A 15,460-nucleotide genomic window follows, 5' to 3' on the forward strand; every position below is an offset into this window, starting at 1 on the left:
AGCCGCATGAAGCGGCGCGATCGATTGCCGGCAGGTATGGGTCCGGTGCGCGTCAGCGTGCGCCGGACCGCGCACGGCCCGGCTGCGCGCGATGACGGCCGTTCCGGTCGTGCGCATCGAGCGCGACCGGGAGTTCGATCACCTTGTCGTGCACCTGGTAGCGACGGCGGATCAGGTAGACGGGCCGTTGTTTCGACGCGTCGTGGACCCGCCTGACGTATTCGCCGACGGCGCCGATCCCGATCAGCCCGATCCCGCCGACGAACAGCGGGACCGGGATCGGCGCCGCGTAGCCGAGCACCGGGGAATTGCCGGACAGCCACGTGCACAAGACGATGAACACGCCGACCAGCAACGCGAGCGCGGCGATGCCGATGGCGACGTAGGCCCAACTGCGCAGCGGCGCGGTGCCGAAGCGGGCGATGCCTTCCAGCGCGACATTCCTTAGCTGCCGGCCGAAGAACGTCGAGCGGTCGGCGCTGCGCGCGTCGCGCCGGTATTCGACGATCACGGCCCGGTAGCCGACCCACGCGAACAGCCCTTTCATGAAGCAATGCCGCTCGGGCAGGTTGCGCAGCGCATTCACGACCTTGCGGTCCATCAGCCGGAAAGCGCCGACGTTCTCCGGTAGCTGCGCGTCCGACAGCAGGTTGTGCACGCGATAGTCGATCGCGGCCGCGGTGCGTTTCGCGAACGAATCGCATGCGCGGCTGCTGCGCTTCGCGGCGACGACTTCCGCGCCGTCGCGCCAGTGTTCGATCATCACCGGAATCAGGGCCGGCGGGTCCGGCAGGGCGGCGTCGAGCGCGATCACCGCGTCGCCCCGCGCTTCGTCGAGGCCGGCCGTCAGCGCGGCTTCCTTGCCGAAGCGGCGGGTGAGGTCGATCACGCGTACACGTCGCTCGGCGGCGCCGATCCGGACCAGGCGTTCGAACGTGTCGTCGCGGCTCCCGTCGTTCACGCAGACGATCTCGAAACGGATCGTGTCGATGGACGTCATCAGCGGAATCACGATGTCGAAGAAGCGCTCGACGGCCTCGCTGTCGTTATGAAACGGCACGACGAGCGAGACGAGCGGCAGGTAGCGTGGTTCCCGCATGACGATTCCCCTTGCGATGTCGTGTCACCGAGGCGTGCCGATGGTGGGCCGGTCGGTGCGGCGCACTCCGTACGCCGGGCGGCGGTGCATTCTGGCCGGGTGCGTGAACGCGGTTTCGGTCGAGTAGTCGCGTGCGTCCGGCATCGACGGCACGTCGTGCCGCTCGCGGGCGATCCGGCCGACGAGCAGCCCGAGCGACGCCAGCGTGACGAGCGGCATGAACTGGAACGACAGATGCGGGACGACCGCGACGCCCGCGAACGGCATCACCCACAGCAGCACCAGCCATTCGCGATCGAAGCGCCGCCAGCCGTGCGTCCACGCATAGCGCGCGTACCACGCGATCACGAGGCCGTACCCGGTCAGGTCGTAGTCGTACAGATCGGGGCTGACGAGCAGGCATGCGCAGGCGAGGGTCGCGGCGCGCAGCGCATACGCGCAGGCGCCGCGCCACGCATAGACCACCGCGAGCGCCGCGACCGCGGCCGACAGCAGTTGCAGGCCGTTCGCGACGATCGCGGGCCAGCCGGCCATCGCCGCGAGCGCGAACACCGACGGCATCCGCGTATGCGTGGCCATGCCGGTGCCAACGATCGGGTAGATGCTGTCGACCGCATGCGCGAACGTGAGCCACGGGCCGATCCCGAACGCGAGTGTCGAGAGCGCGATGCTGCCGGCGATCGTCGCGGCCCATGCGGCCAGTGCGCGCCACTGGCCCGCGCACAGCAGCGCGAGCGGGAACAGCACCGCGAGCTGCGGTTTGATCGTCAGCAAACCGAAGCAGATCCCGGCGTACACGGGGCGGCGGTTCAGCGCGAGCAGCCCGACGCCGGCGAGCAGCGCGGTGAACAGGCTGGTCTGTCCGACGATCACCGTGAGGAACGCGCCGGGGAACGCGAGCGCGCACAGCCACGCGGCATCGCGCTGCACGGTTGCGTGGATCGTCACCGCGAACAGCGCATACGTGAGCCCGAGCCACAGCACGAGCGCGACCGTGTACGGCAGCCAGCCGAGCGGCAGCACGAGCAGCAGCATGGAAGGCGGATAGCGCCACGGCAGCGTGCCGTCCGCGAGATTCATCGTCGGGATCGCGAGCTTCTGTACCGCGTACAGCGCGGGGGAATGCCAGGCATCGGCCGCATGCCCGTGCGCGGCGAGCCACGCGGCGCGCCAGAGCGGCGAGAAATCCTGCGACAGCGGTTGCAGCACGCCGTTGTGCGACAGATGCATGCGGATCACGTGGATGACGATGAACAGCAGCTCGCTTGCCAGCACGACGCCCGCAAAAACGCGTATGCGCTCGCGGTTGAGCCAGTGCGGATAGCGGCGCGGGCCCGCGATCGGGAGTTCCGGATGCACACCGGCGTACGGATGCGCGTGGCGTTCGGAACGCGACGATCTCATCGTGCGCTCCGGGACGCGAACGCCGCGCGGCGCGCGACGACGAACAGCACCGCGAGCAGTACGATCGGCCTGATCTGCGGCAGCTTGGTCAGCCGGTTGAACTTTTCGACGATCGGCAGCAGCCACCCCCGCGCGACGATGCTCTGGTCGCCCGGTGGCCGGGCATCGTCGACACCGTGCGCGGCCGCGCAGACGGCCGGATACGCGACCATGACGCGCGCTGCGGCGCACGGCACGGGAAGAAGCGCACGCAATCCCGACAACCATGAGACGGCGAACGCGGAGCATAAAAGACTGCCCGCGAAAAAGAGGAAATATGCGGGCAGGAAAGGCACGAGGGCAACCGTCGCGATGAAAGGCAACATCGTCGGCGGATAGAACCAGGGAAGCGGCCGGTGCTGCGGAGACGCAACGAAGTGCGCGAACCCGGTCGGCAGGAATGAAGCGGATTCGTAGGCCGACGCGACACGGCCTTGCGTCAGCCGATCGGAGGCGATCCGGGAAACCGGGAAGTCGACATCGAAGTGGGCGATGGCGTTCGACGTGAAGCCGTCGGTCACGACGCCCCGGGGCGCGAGCCACGCGACGCAGCACATCGGCACGATGTAGCTGTCCGGAACGATCCGGCCGGCTGCCAGCCATGGAGCGCGGCGTATCGCTCGCCCGCGCATATCACGATGGGCTGTGTCCATGATTCCCCGTATGGCGTCGAGGCTGCTTGGTCTGTCGCAGCCGTTTCATGTCGTCTTGCGCGCGGATCGAATCGATCTGAAGAGGCGCAATCCGGTGAGTTCATTGTTGAAGAAAAAATCGCAGGTTGCAAACCGCCTGCTGAAAGCAGGGAGCGATTCGGGTACTGAATGCGTGCGAAAACGGGATTTTCAGGTATGAGAAATCCGCGAAAACGGAATGCGTGTTTCTACATTGAAACGTTTCGTCATTTCGACCGGCCGTGCGTGCTGCCGATTCGGTAAAACGCGACCGGTTTCGCGCGTTCGGGAAAGTCCTGAGCAAAATCTTTTTTCCTTGCCACAGCGCGGCGACGGGCGATCCGGCGTGCAGCACGTGCGGGAAGACATCGATCATTTTTGAAACATTTTTGGCGCGCGGCCCGGGGGCAGGCCACGCGGGTATCGCCGGAACCCTTGATGCGCGTGCCTTTCGTCGTCGATGGCCGACTCTTTTTGTGTAAGCGTTGACACGGCAACCGACGCAGCGACGATCGTGCGGTTCCGGTTAACCAGATCGTCCCGCCGGTCGCTCCGTACACGCCTGTGCCGCACACGGCGTCATTGATACCCGTTAGCGCGGAAAGAGGTGCGTATCCCCGTTCCCGCCGCTGAACGGCGCGTTCCGAATGCTCGAGTAGCGCCGGTGGTGTCCAACCCCATTGTCGTGATCGACGAAGGGAATTCAATGGCAGTCCGAAAGGATAATGCTCGTGTCGATAGTCATCGAAGAAATTGCGTAGTTCGTCCGGGATCACGGCGGCATGACTGCCATCCAATGCGGCTGGGTCGCCGTCCGAATCACAGTCGGAATCGTCCTCGTGCAACCAGGTCGACCGGAAGATGCTGAACACCGAGGCGCGACCAAGCCGACGCTGCTCGACAACACGCCCGCACCCGAAGCGCTCGCGGCGTCGGATCACGTGCGACAGCAAACCAAGCCAGAGAGGATGAACGCCCGCCATTGAATGAATAAAACAATACGCGTGATTGTTCATCTCCTTGTCGATTTCAATGATTTATCGTCGGATATTGGGAGGTCGTAAAGAATCGGTCGTTTGCAGAAATGACCAATGCTTGGAAAGCTATTTGTAATGCGTGACGCGAGCGGCCTTCCAGCCGGGCGCAAGCACGGGCGAACCGCGCGCAGCGGCGCTGTGCATCACCTGAAAAACTCCTTGCAATAACCGGCCCGAATTTCTACATTATCCAAAATCAAACGCGCGTGACTGTACGAACGACTCAAGCGTTATCCGTACCGGAAAAGCCGAATAAAAACATTTGAAAATCAAGCGACTGCCCGACAATACGCAAAACAGGCCGGTAACGCACGATCGAGGCCGGGGGACACATGAACGAGCAAGCAACGACGAGCACGCGGCCTGACGTTTCACCGAGCAGGCGTCCACGCACCTGTCGCGCCGCGCATCCGCCGCGCACCTTCCCCGGTCCGCTCCCGCCCGGTTCCTGAGCGCCGGCGCCGTCGCGCCGACAGACGTTTTCCGCACCGATCTCTCCCGCATGCCGATCCACACCGGCCCATACAAGGCCGGCGTATCGACGCGCGGGTTGGCGCCGGTGCCGGCATGACCCATCCAACGAGGGACCCAGCATGGCCATCGATGTGCCTGTGACACGCCGGACGTTTCTGAAGCTGGCCGGGAGCGGCGCGCTCGTCGCGATTTCGATCACTCATTTACCGGCGCTCGCGCTCGGCACGGCCGAGCAGGCGGACGACGGCGCGAGCGGGCCCGCCTGGGCGCCGGTGCCCGGCAAGGCGCGCTGGCGCATCGACGGCATGCCGAAGGTGACGGGCCAGAAAATCTATGCACGCGATTTCAAGTCGCGCGACTTCGTCGGCTGGCCGCAGCAGGAGAGCTGGCTCTATGCGTTGCGCTGCGATCGGGTCGACGCCGTGTACGAAGGCTACGACCTGCGCGTGCTGCCGCCCGAACTGCGGCCGATTGCCGTCGTCGACAACGCGCTGCTGACCGCGCGCCGGATTCCGTTGGCGCCCGCCCCCGATCCGATCGCGAACCAGGACATCTACTGGCTCGCGCGCACCGGCCACCCGGCGGACTGTTACGGGCAACCGGCCGCATTGCTGATCTTCGAGAACTTCGATGTCTATCGTCGCGCGAAGAAGCTGCTCGATTTCAACCGCAGCGTGATCCGCTACGGCGCGCCGGCCGCGCGCCCGAACGACTCGCAGGCCGTGCCGTATTCCCCCGTGACCCTCTACGTGCGCGACGACGCACGCAAGTTCAACTACGTCGACAACTACCAGACCGGCAGCGACGGCAAGCCGACCGAGCAGTACCTGAAGGAACGCGAGCAGGCGGTGATCAACATCGACGCGACGATCGACCGCCATGCGGCGTCCGGCGAATGGATCGGTGTGCGCGCGATCGACCGCGACGGGTTCGAGACGCCGGCGATGGACCCGATGTTCATGGAGCCCGAATCGGGGCTCGCGTGGTACGACGCGTCCAGCGCGAAAATGAGCCTTGTGCTCGGCACGCAATCGGCGAACGACGATGCGACCGGCGCGCTCGCGCTGTTCGACGGCAGCGACGTGTCGGTCAAGGAGGTGCACGTCATCGCGTGCTATCCGGGCGGCGGTTTCGGCGGCCGCGACAAGTCGTATTTCCCGCTCTATCTCGCGCTCGCCGCGCCGTTCGCGAAGGGCGCGCTGCGCTGGCAGCAGTCGCGCTACGAGCAGTTCCAGGTCGGGCTGAAGCGCTGCGAGACGCAGTTTTCGGAATCGCTGTGGTTCAACCGCCGCGGCAAGCTCGAAGCGCTCACGTGCGACTTCCTGCTGAACGGCGGCGGCAAGAAGAACCTGTCGCCGTACGTCGCGCAGCTTGCCGCGCTGAGCGCGATGAGCTGCTACGAGATTCCGCGCGCCCGCGCGCAGGCCGCGTCGACCTATACGAAGGAAGTGTTCGGCGGCTCGCAGCGCGGCTTCGGCGGGCCGCAGGCGTTCATGGCGATCGAGACGCTGATGGACGAGGCCGCGCGCCAGCTCGGGCTTTCGCCGTTCGCGATCCGTCGCGCCAACCTGCTCGGCAACACGCCCGGTCTCGGCAAGGGGCGCGCGATCACGGGCGCGCCGATCCTGTTCGACCTGCAGCTCGATGCGCTGCTCGACCGGCTCGAACGGCACCCGTTGTGGCTCGATCGAGAAACTGCCCGGGCCGAACGAGGTGCGCGCAATCTGCGCTACGGCGTCGGGCTCGCGATGGCGAACGAGGCCTACGGCACGTCCGGCGACGGCATGTTCGGGATGGTGCAGATCCTGCCCGACGGCCGGTTGCGCGTGGTCACGCCGTACACCGACATGGGCAACGGCGCGGCCACGACGCTGGGTCTGGCGCCGGCCGAATTTCTCGGGCAGAACGCGCAGACGATCGCGATGAGCGAGATCGGGCCGTTCAACGCGCTCGGGCTCACGCATTCGAGCAATCCGGCGGCCAATCCGAAGACGGTGCGCTACACGTACGGTTCGTCGAGCGCCTGTCTCGGTGCGTTCCACCAGTACCACGCGGTGAAGGGCGCGGCGCAGGCGCTGTTCCTGCAAAGCGTGCTGCCGGCCGCCCGCGCGTGGTGGGGCGTGCCGGTGCGGGCCGAGGACGTGCGCTGGGCCGATCGCGCGCTCGTCGCGAACGGGCTGGCGCCGATTCCGTGGCCGGCGCTGCTCGGCACCATCACGAAGATGGGCCTGCAGACGGTCGCGGCCGTGCATGCGAGCTATGCCGGGTACTTCTGGAAGGGCACCTATCCGTTCGCGTCCGGCAACGCGCAGATCGACTACGACTACGTGGCGGTCGGCCTCGATCCGTATTTCCTCAAACCGCTGCCGCGCACGCTGCAGGCGCCGCCGGTCGACACGAGCCTCTATGGGCGCACGACCTATGCGCCGTCGGCGTCGCTCGTCGGCGTGTCCGTCGATCCGGCGACCGGGCGCGTGAAGGTCGAGCGCGTGGTGTCGGCGGTGAGCGTCGGCCGGCAACTGTCGCCGGAGCTCGTCGAAGGACAGTCGCAGGGCGCGGTCGCGATGGGGATCGGCAACGTGCTGACCGAAACGTGTCCGCTCGGCCCCGACGGGCCGGGCGGCGGCAGATGGAACCTCGATCGCTACCAGGTGACGCGCCTGCCCGACGTGCCCGCGCAGGAGCTGATCGCGCTGCCGCCGCCCGGCAACGATCCCGCGAATGCGCGCGGGATCGCGGAAGCGGTGATGTGCCCGATCGCGCCGGCGCTGCTCAACGCGCTGGCGATGGCGACGGGACGACGATTCAGGGTGACGCCGGTGACGCCGGACAAGATTCGGGAGGCACTGCAATGAGCGATCCGGTCCGCATGACCATCAACGGCCGGCCCGTCGAGGCCGCCGCCGCCGATAGCGACATGAACCTCGTCGATTTCCTGCACGAACGGCAGGACCTGACGGGCACCAAGCTGTGCTGCGGCATCGGCGTGTGCCGCGCGTGTACGGTGGGCGTGCGCAACGCGCCCGACGCACCGATGGAAAAGACGCTGTCGTGCTCGACGCCGGTCAGCGCGATGGCCGGCATGCACGTGTACACGATCGAAGGGCTCGCGCAGGGCGGCACGCTGTCGCCGCTGCAGCAGAGCTTTCTCGAATCGTTCGCGTTCCAGTGCGGCTACTGCGCATCGGGATTCCTGATGGCCGCGACCGCGATGCTCGACCATCTGCGTACGCAACCGGTGCACGTCGCCGAGCTGGACGCGATGATCGAGACATGGGTGGGCGGCAACGTGTGCCGCTGCACCGGCTACGTCAAATACGTCGAGGCCATTCGCAAGGTGGCGATGCGCTACACGAAGGAGGCGGCATGACGATCCGGACCTGCGTCGCGGCGCTGGCGATGCTGCTGGCCGCGCCCGTGTCGTTCGCCGCCGGCGGCGCCGATGCGTCGCTGCACGCATACGCGCAGCAGTGCACCGACGAAATCGGCGAGATTCCCGCGTTCGACTGCAACAGCGGCACCGACGTGCCGATCACCGTGAACGGCAGCGTGCCCGCGCGGTATGCGGCGCACATGACCTGCGATCGCCCGGCGCTGTTGCCGTACGATGCGCCGACGTCCGGGCAGTGCACGCCTTACTCGAAGATCCTCGATCTGTCGCACGGCGACACGCAGATCTCGGCGTTCTGCCGCCGCAAGCAGATTCGCGCGAACCGCAGCCCGTACTACGACGAAGTCGACATCGTGCTGCACCACGTGCGCAACGGCAAGACCTGCTGGTTTCATGCGGACAAGGGTGGCACGGGCGGCATGGACGCGTCGCGCGTGCCGCCGCCGAACGAGAAGACGCCGCCGCCCGGCCGGCCGTCGGCCGCGGAATTCTGGTGGACGCCGGCCGCGACCGCGTCGAAGCGCTGCGTGTCGTGCCACGATGCGAGCCCCGTCATGTACAGCCCGTGGATCGGGCAGGTGTGGAACCGCGTGCCGACCGATCCGTGGGGCAAGTACGTGAACCTCGGCGCCGACTTCGCATCGTGGACGTCGCACGCGATCAGCACGCCCGGCAACACGTGCATCGGCTGTCACCGGATCGGCGACCAGAACAGTTGCAGGATCTACGTGCCGCTCGCGGCCGGGCTGCTGCCGCCGCCGAAGGGCAGCAACCAGCTGGCAAGCAGCTATCCGCTCACGCACTGGATGCCGATCGACAACAACCGCAGCCGCGAGGAATGGAACGCGGCCAACGTGAAGTCGGTGAGCGACCTGCTCGAATGCTGTTCGGCGCGGGGCAAGGACGATCCGAAGTGTTCGTTTACGCCGGCGGCGCAGGCGGCGAAGTAAGTTGTCCGGAGGAACGGCGTCCGCAGGAGCGAGGCCGGTGGTGCCGCGGCCGTTCCCGTGCGTTCCCGCCCGTCAGGGCCGCCCTTCGTCCGGCACGTCGGGCGCCTTGCCGAGCTCGCCCATGATGATCCGTGCGATTTCGTTGGCCGGCGCGCGTCCGTCGGGCGCGGCAGCCGTGTTCGCCCACGTGACGATCGTCGTCCGGGTGAGCGGGTCGTAGCCCATGAACGTGTTGAAGCCCGGTATCTCGCCGGTATGTCCGTAGAACGTGCCGAATTTGGCGAGGCCCATGCAGTAACTCGCCGACATCGGGTCGGTCGGGTCGACCGGCGTGCAACTGGCGAGCCGCTGCGCCTGCAGGTCGGCGTTCAGGTAGCCGCCGCCGACCATCCGCTGCACGTACGCGGCCAGTTCCGTGATGGTCGACATACCGGAGCCGGCCGTCCATGCCCACGACGTATTCGCGCCGGTCACGTTGGTCGGTTGCAGCGTGCCGTTTTTCGCGTCGGCCTGTCGTTGGGGCGACAGCGCGTCGCTGTCGGTCGTCTCGGCATTGGTGCCCCATTGATAGCCCTGCGGCGCCGGTGCCGGCAGCGACGTGTCCTGCTGCGGCGGGAGCGCGGTATGGGCGAGGCCGAGCGGCGCAAAGAGCCGCGCGTTCATCGCATCGGCCGCGCTCGTGCCGGTCAGTTGCTCGATGATGAGCCCGAGCAGCACCGTGTTCGTATTCGAGTAGCGAAAACCCGCGCCGGGCGCGAAATAGACCGGCTGGCCTTCGGCGATCTCCAGCAACGCCGACGGGGTCCACACCTTGCCCGGTTGCGCATCGAGCGTCTGGTTGAACGCGAGATTCGTCGAATAGTTGTAGAGGCCGCTGCGCATGGTCAGCAACTGTTCGATCGTGATCGTATTGCCGTTCGGCACGTTCGCGACGAACTTGCCGACGGTGTCGCCGAGGCTCAGCCGGCCTTCCTGCACGAGCTGCAGGATCACGGTGCCGGTCCACGTCTTCGTCACGCTGCCGACGCGAAAATGCGCATTCGTCGGGATCGGCGTGTTCGTGCCTCGCACGGCCGTACCGAACGATTCGAGCCAGGTGCCTTGCGGCGATTGCACATAGACGACCGCGCCGGGCGTCAGCGTATCGGCGAGCAGCGCGTTGATCTGCGGACGCGCTGCATCCGCGAACGCGGGCGTGCCCGACGTCGGCGAACTGTCGCCGCCGCAAGCGGACACGGCGAGGCCGATGACCACGGCCGGTGCGACGGCAACCACGCCGTGCACCAGCCGCCGCGAGACGTGCGACAAGAACCGGGAGGGGGCTGACGGAGCCATTGCGCGGTACCTCCGTGGACGGGACGTATGGCCTGCGTTGTCTTCTCCAGAACTATAGGACAGGCGCACGGGCGCCGGCAGCCTGCATGATTCGTCCGACGAGACAGCGTGCCGGCCCGTTTGCCCGGTGAGCTCGCCGCCGTCACTGGAAGTGATGCACGTAGCGCAGCACCATCCGCGTGCCCTGCGGCCGGTTGCGTGCATAAGTCTCGAAGTACGCGTTGAACATCAGATGATCATGCGGCGAGAAGCTGTACATCGCCCCCGGCCCGATCGCGAACACGGCTTCCCGCGTGCCCGGCACGTCCTGCCCGTTCTGCTTCATGTCGGTGGTCTGGCGCAGCCAGTAGCCGTTCAGCCCGAGCCGCAGGCCGGGGCGCACTTCGTACTCGGTCGCGAAGTTCGCGTGGATCGCCTGGCCGGCCTGCGTCGACGTCACGTCCGGGCCGAGCGACGTGGCCGGCTCGTGGTTGATCGCGTTCCACAGATAGTGCAGGCGCCACGACACGGTCCAGCGGGGCGTGAGCCACAGCGTGGCCGCCCAGTACGGGTCGAACGACCAGAAATGGCTGCCCGGATTGATCGCGCGCGCCGGATCGTACGCGCCGGTCGGCGCGACGAACTGGAATTCGACGCGCTGCGCGAAGCGCGGGCCCTGTGCGCCCATCACCGGGTCGAACTGGAGGAACGGGCCGATCAGCAGGTCGCCGAAGCCGGCACGCGCATTCAGCGCGACGTTGCCGATGCCGTCGTCGGTCCGCGCGGACCCGATCCACGGCACGATCACGTCGAGGCCCGGATGCATGCCGGCGAACGTCAGCGGCGACTGGTAGACGAGCTGGCTCAATCCCGCGAACAGGTCGACGTCCTGCTTCGGCAGCCCGACCCTGTTGCCCGCGTTGTCGTTCACGCGGCCGGCCGTGTAGTACTGCAGGTACTGCGTGCCGTACCAGCCGGCGCCGGCCGGCGGCATTCCGTCGAGGAAGCTGGTCATGCCGAGGTTGACCGCGGGCAGGTCGGTCGCGCCGGCCGGCGCGCTTGCGGCCATGCCGGCCGCGACGAAACCTGCGACGACGAGCAGGCGAGCGCCTGATTTCATGTTCACCACCTCCAGTTTATTCATTGGTATAACTAATCAAATGGTGCGTGAAAGATCGGGATGATCGGCGATCGCGCGATACTGGCCGGCATGAAACACGAGCGGCGCCTTGCCGAATGCGTCGAACTGTTCGATCTGGCCGATGAAGAGCAGATGATCGCCGCCTTCGTAATGGCCGACGTTGCGACACACGAAGCGCGCGCTCGCGCCGTCGAGGCAGGGCACGCCGCCGGCCGCCGAATCCGCGTGCGGCACGCCGTCGAACTTGTCGGCGCGGGGTGTCGCGAAGCGGCGCGACAGGTCGATCTGGTCGTGCGCGAGGATGTTGATCGCGAAGTGCGTGGCCGCGACGAAATCCGGGCGGCTCGGCGCGACCTTGCGAAGACTCCACAGCACGAGAGGCGGATCGAGCGACAGCGACGAGAACGAATTCGCGGTGAGCCCCACCTTGCGGCCGTCGGCCGCGCACGTGGTGATCACGGTCACGCCGGTCGGAAATTGCCCGAACGCGGCGCGCAGCTGCATCGGGTCGAGGGCCGGGCGATCGGTAGCGGTCGTATCCATGTCGCTCACGCCGCCCGCGCGCCGTGTTCGCGGATCATCGCCGCGCAGGCCGACGGCTCGAACCACCACGGCGCGAACCGGCGCGGATCGTCGAAGCCGTCGACGATTTCCTTCGCGAGCGACGGGAGCTGGCCGGCCGCGCCGAGCAGTTCGAGGACGTGGGGCGGCGGCGGTGTGAGCAGCGAGTTGGTCCAGCGCACGACGTGCTGCGCATAGGCCCAGTAGCCTTCGAACGTTTGCTGCATCCAGTCTTCGCCGAACGGTGCGGCATCGCGCGCGACGATCGCATCGAAATACGCGCGCGCGCATTTGGCCGCGTTGTTCGAGCCCTGGCCGGTGATCGGATCGTTGACCACCACCGCGTCGGCCATCCCGAACACCGTGCGGCCGGAAGGCAGCCGGAAGAACGGCTTGCGTACCGTCGGCGCGAAGCGTCCGGCCAGCGTGCCGTTCGGATCGGTCAGTTCGACGTCGCGGCACCGCTCGAATTCCCACGGCACGTAGTGCCGCAGGAACGACAGGCTGCGGTCCAGATGCTGCTCGGGCGTCTTCACGTCGGCCCAGCAGTCGAGCGGGCCGCCCGGAATGCCTTCGAACACCATGATTTCGCACGGGCCCGTCGTGGTCAGCGCGGGAAACACGAAATACTCGCCGATGCCGGGCAGCAGGTTGAAGCGCACGCGCGAATACGGCTGGCTCGGCGTCATCCCTTTCACGTAGGTGAGCGCCAGCGCGCGTTGCGGGCGGTCGAACGCGCTGCGCGCGTCGTCGCGGCCGAGCAGGCCGACGATCTCGCCCTTGCCGGCCGCGAGCAGCACGAGGTCGTGGCTGCGCGCCAGTTCCTCGAGCTCGGGTACGCCGACGTCGCCGATGCGCACGTCCGCGCCGCGGCGCCGCACGCCGTCGAGCCAGTCGGCCATCTTCACGCGCTGGTCGACCGACTGCGCATAGCGGGTCAGCCGCGACGACCAGTCGATGATCTTGCGGCCGTTGCCGTCCGGATGCGGCACCGCGATGCCGATCCCGTCGACGGACGGGCACGCTTCCTCCCAGGTGTTCAGGCCGAGGTCGCGCTCGATCTGCAACGACGTGTGGAACATGCACTGGCTCGACATGACCTTGCCGGTGCGGATCTGTTCGGCGTCTCGGTTGGTCGCGAGCGTGACGTGGTAGCCCTGGTCGAGCAGGGCGAAGGCGAGTTGCAGGCCGGACTGGCCGGCGCCGACGATGGCGATGCGTCTCATGGGAATGTCCTTGGCTGGCCGGAGGCCGGCCGGAAGAAGGGTTGCGGGAAACGGCGGCGGGCGGTGCTCACTCCGCGAGGCGCGCAATGGCCGGCACCGCCTGTTCAGGGCCCATCGCGGCATAGCCGCCGTCCACCGCGTAGTCGGCGCCCGTCACGAAGCTCGCCGCGTCGCTGCACAGGAACGTGACGACCTGCGCGACCTCCGACGGATCGCCGACCCGGCCGAGCAGGTGGAACGGCGCGGCGACGCGGTCGGTCTTCGCACGGTCGCCGTGCGTCATCTCATCCATCACGCGCGACCACGTCCATCCCGGCGACACCGAGTTCACGCGGATGCGGTCGGGCGCGAGATCCATCGCCATGCTGCGCGTGAGCTGGCGGATCGCCGCCTTGGACGTCGGGTACAGCCAGCGGCCGGTTTGCGCGCACTGCGCCGAGATCGAGCTGAAATTCACGATCGCGCCGCCGCCGCGCCGGATCATGTGCGGATGCACGGCCTTCGCGAGCATCGCCGCCGACACGACGTTCACGTCCATCGCGGCCAGCCAGTCGTTGCGGGTCGCGTGGATGCCGTTGTCGACGTAGCTGCACGCGAGGTTGACGAGCACGTCGATCGCGCCGAACCGTTCGACGATGGCCGATACCGCGCGCTCGATCGCACGATCGTCGGTGATGTCGAGCGCGACGAACATCGCCGCCTCGCCGAGCGATGCGGCCACGCGCGCGCCGTTGTCCGCATCGAGATCGAGGATCGCGACGCGCGCACCGGCGCGGCTCAGGTCCTGCGCGACCGCGGCGCCGATCAGCGTGGCGCCGCCGGTGACGATCGCGACTTTGCCAGCAAGGGCAGTCATGGCATCTCTCCGTCAATCATGGGGTGAAGAAAGGCGTGCGTCACTGCGCACCCGGCGACGGTTCGCTGTCCTGCCAGCGGCGCATCAGGCCGTTCGACGGCACAGTGACGTCGAGCAGCTTGCGGGCCGTTTCGACGCCCGCGACCGGCAGGCCCGCCGGATCGAGCACGCCGATCTGCACGAGCACGCTCGCCTGATCCCAGTAGATGTGCTCGTGATAGAGCTTGTCGCCGCGAAACTTGACGATCGCGACGAGCGGAATCTCGACACGCTTGCCGGTCGGCGCGACGCCCGGCAGCATCCAGTCGATCTCGGTGGTGTGCGTGAAGCAGAACAGCAGCTCGTCGACGATCTGGCTCGCGCCGACCGTGCGCGAGATCGGCGTGATCGTCGTGTCGGGCGGATTCGCATGCACGAAGTGATGCGTGTAGAAGCGCTTGAGCTCGTCATGGCCGACGCCGCCCGTCAGCGTCGGAATATGGTTCACGTACGGTTCGGTAACCATCGTCGCCATCGTTGCGTCGACGTTGCGCGTGTCGAATTCGTGCGTCAGATGCGCTTCCCACAGTGTGGACAGATCGTAGTGCGGGCCGAGCGCGGCACGGAACGCGGCGATCGCGCGCTGGTGGGCCATCAGCGCGGCGGCCTGGTCGAAATGATCGCCGCCGACGCGCGCGAACGCGTGATCGACGCCCGGATACACGTACACCTCGACGCCGTCGCGCCCGGCGAGCGCGCCGGCAATGCGCTGCTGCGCATCGGGCGGGCAGAAGCGGTCCTGCCCGGCAATCTGCAGCACGAGCCGGCCGCGCAGGTGCGCGGCTTCGTCGAGCGCCTGTTCGATGCCCACGCCGTAGTAGCTGACCGCCGCTGCCACGTCCGGCAGCCGGCACGCGGCGAGATACGCGAGCTTGCCGCCGAGGCAGTAGCCGAGCACGCCGGCGTCGCCCGTGCATTCCGGCCGCTGCCGGAGCGCGTGCAGCGCGGCGCCGATGTCGTCGACGCCCCGGTTCTCGTCGAATTCGCGGTAAAGGGCCATCGCGCGCTCGGCGTCGGCGCCGGCGTACCCGAGTTCGATCCCCGGCGCCTGGCGCCAGAACAGGTCGGGCACGAGCACCGTATAGCCTTCTTCCGCGTAGTAGTCGGCGGCCTCGCGCATCGTCGCGTTCGCGCCGAAGATCTCGTGGCACAGCACGATGCCGGGCCCGTTGGCGGCGGCCGGCGTGCTCAGGTACGCGCGAAACGCGCCGCCGTCCGCAGACGGAATCTCGATGTGACGTCCTTTCATGTGTCCCTC

At 67.4% G+C, this 15,460-nt stretch carries 13 protein-coding genes; 3 read left to right on the forward strand and 10 right to left on the reverse strand.

Annotated elements, in window-relative coordinates; translation table 11 throughout:
- Positions 1–52 precede the first annotated feature (52 nt).
- The 4 genes from HWX08_RS07495 to HWX08_RS07510 all read right to left on the reverse strand — a co-directional run bounded on the left by HWX08_RS07495 (position 53) and on the right by HWX08_RS07510 (position 4,229).
- A complete protein-coding gene (locus HWX08_RS07495) occupies positions 53–1,099 on the reverse strand; it encodes a glycosyltransferase family 2 protein (protein WP_174919843.1) in 1,047 nt (348 codons plus the stop codon).
- 24 nt (positions 1,100–1,123) lie between these two features.
- Positions 1,124–2,503 carry a glycosyltransferase family 87 protein gene (locus HWX08_RS07500; protein WP_174919845.1) on the reverse strand — a complete coding sequence of 460 codons (1,380 nt, stop codon included), beginning with the start codon at positions 2,501–2,503 and terminating at the stop codon, positions 1,124–1,126.
- Positions 2,500–3,063: a hypothetical protein gene (locus HWX08_RS07505; protein WP_481968964.1), complete on the reverse strand. Its 564-nt coding sequence runs from the start codon at positions 3,061–3,063 to the stop codon at positions 2,500–2,502. Before HWX08_RS07505 ends, HWX08_RS07500 begins: the two co-directional genes overlap by 4 nt.
- Positions 3,064–3,440: 377 nt before the next feature.
- On the reverse strand, positions 3,441–4,229 hold the full coding sequence (locus tag HWX08_RS07510) for a hypothetical protein (RefSeq protein ID WP_157126814.1): 789 nt from the start codon (positions 4,227–4,229) through the stop codon (positions 3,441–3,443).
- A 614-nt stretch (positions 4,230–4,843) separates the two neighbouring features.
- Here HWX08_RS07510 and HWX08_RS07515 point away from each other — a divergent pair.
- From HWX08_RS07515 to HWX08_RS07525, 3 genes are read left to right on the forward strand one after another with little or no spacing between them, the layout of a single operon-like run.
- Positions 4,844–7,579 carry a xanthine dehydrogenase family protein molybdopterin-binding subunit gene (locus HWX08_RS07515; RefSeq protein ID WP_174919847.1) on the forward strand — a complete coding sequence of 912 codons (2,736 nt, stop codon included), beginning with the start codon at positions 4,844–4,846 and terminating at the stop codon, positions 7,577–7,579.
- Entirely contained in the window at positions 7,576–8,094 is a 519-nt protein-coding gene (locus tag HWX08_RS07520) for a (2Fe-2S)-binding protein (protein ID WP_069258552.1), read from the forward strand. The genes HWX08_RS07515 and HWX08_RS07520 overlap by 4 nt, the downstream gene beginning before the upstream one ends.
- The gene (locus HWX08_RS07525; protein WP_107312192.1) at positions 8,091–9,065 is read left to right on the forward strand and encodes a hypothetical protein; all 975 of its coding nucleotides are present in this window, start codon (positions 8,091–8,093) and stop codon (positions 9,063–9,065) included. The genes HWX08_RS07520 and HWX08_RS07525 overlap by 4 nt, the downstream gene beginning before the upstream one ends.
- A 72-nt stretch (positions 9,066–9,137) precedes the next feature.
- Here the strand turns inward: HWX08_RS07525 and HWX08_RS07530 are convergent, their stop codons facing one another.
- The 6 genes from HWX08_RS07530 to HWX08_RS07555 form a co-directional block, all read right to left on the reverse strand.
- Positions 9,138–10,340, reverse strand: a complete 1,203-nt coding sequence (locus HWX08_RS07530; protein WP_226242745.1) for a serine hydrolase domain-containing protein — start codon at positions 10,338–10,340, stop codon at positions 9,138–9,140.
- Positions 10,341–10,542: 202 nt separating this feature from the next.
- Positions 10,543–11,499, reverse strand: a complete 957-nt coding sequence (locus HWX08_RS07535) for a SphA family protein (RefSeq protein ID WP_174919849.1) — start codon at positions 11,497–11,499, stop codon at positions 10,543–10,545.
- Between the two features lie 36 nt (positions 11,500–11,535).
- A complete protein-coding gene (locus HWX08_RS07540; protein ID WP_069258549.1) occupies positions 11,536–12,063 on the reverse strand; it encodes a flavin reductase family protein in 528 nt (175 codons plus the stop codon).
- 5 nt (positions 12,064–12,068) lie between these two features.
- Entirely contained in the window at positions 12,069–13,307 is a 1,239-nt protein-coding gene (locus HWX08_RS07545; protein ID WP_174919850.1) for a styrene monooxygenase/indole monooxygenase family protein, read from the reverse strand.
- Positions 13,308–13,374: 67 nt separating this feature from the next.
- Entirely contained in the window at positions 13,375–14,163 is a 789-nt protein-coding gene (locus tag HWX08_RS07550; RefSeq protein WP_107312194.1) for an SDR family oxidoreductase, read from the reverse strand.
- Between the two features lie 40 nt (positions 14,164–14,203).
- Positions 14,204–15,451 (reverse strand): dienelactone hydrolase family protein, encoded by a 1,248-nt coding sequence (locus HWX08_RS07555; RefSeq protein WP_174919852.1) that lies wholly within the window; start codon positions 15,449–15,451, stop codon positions 14,204–14,206.
- Between the last annotated feature and the right edge of the window lie 9 nt (positions 15,452–15,460).

Source organism: Burkholderia metallica (assembly GCF_902832845.1).
Taxonomy (GTDB): Bacteria; Pseudomonadota; Gammaproteobacteria; order Burkholderiales; family Burkholderiaceae; genus Burkholderia; species Burkholderia metallica.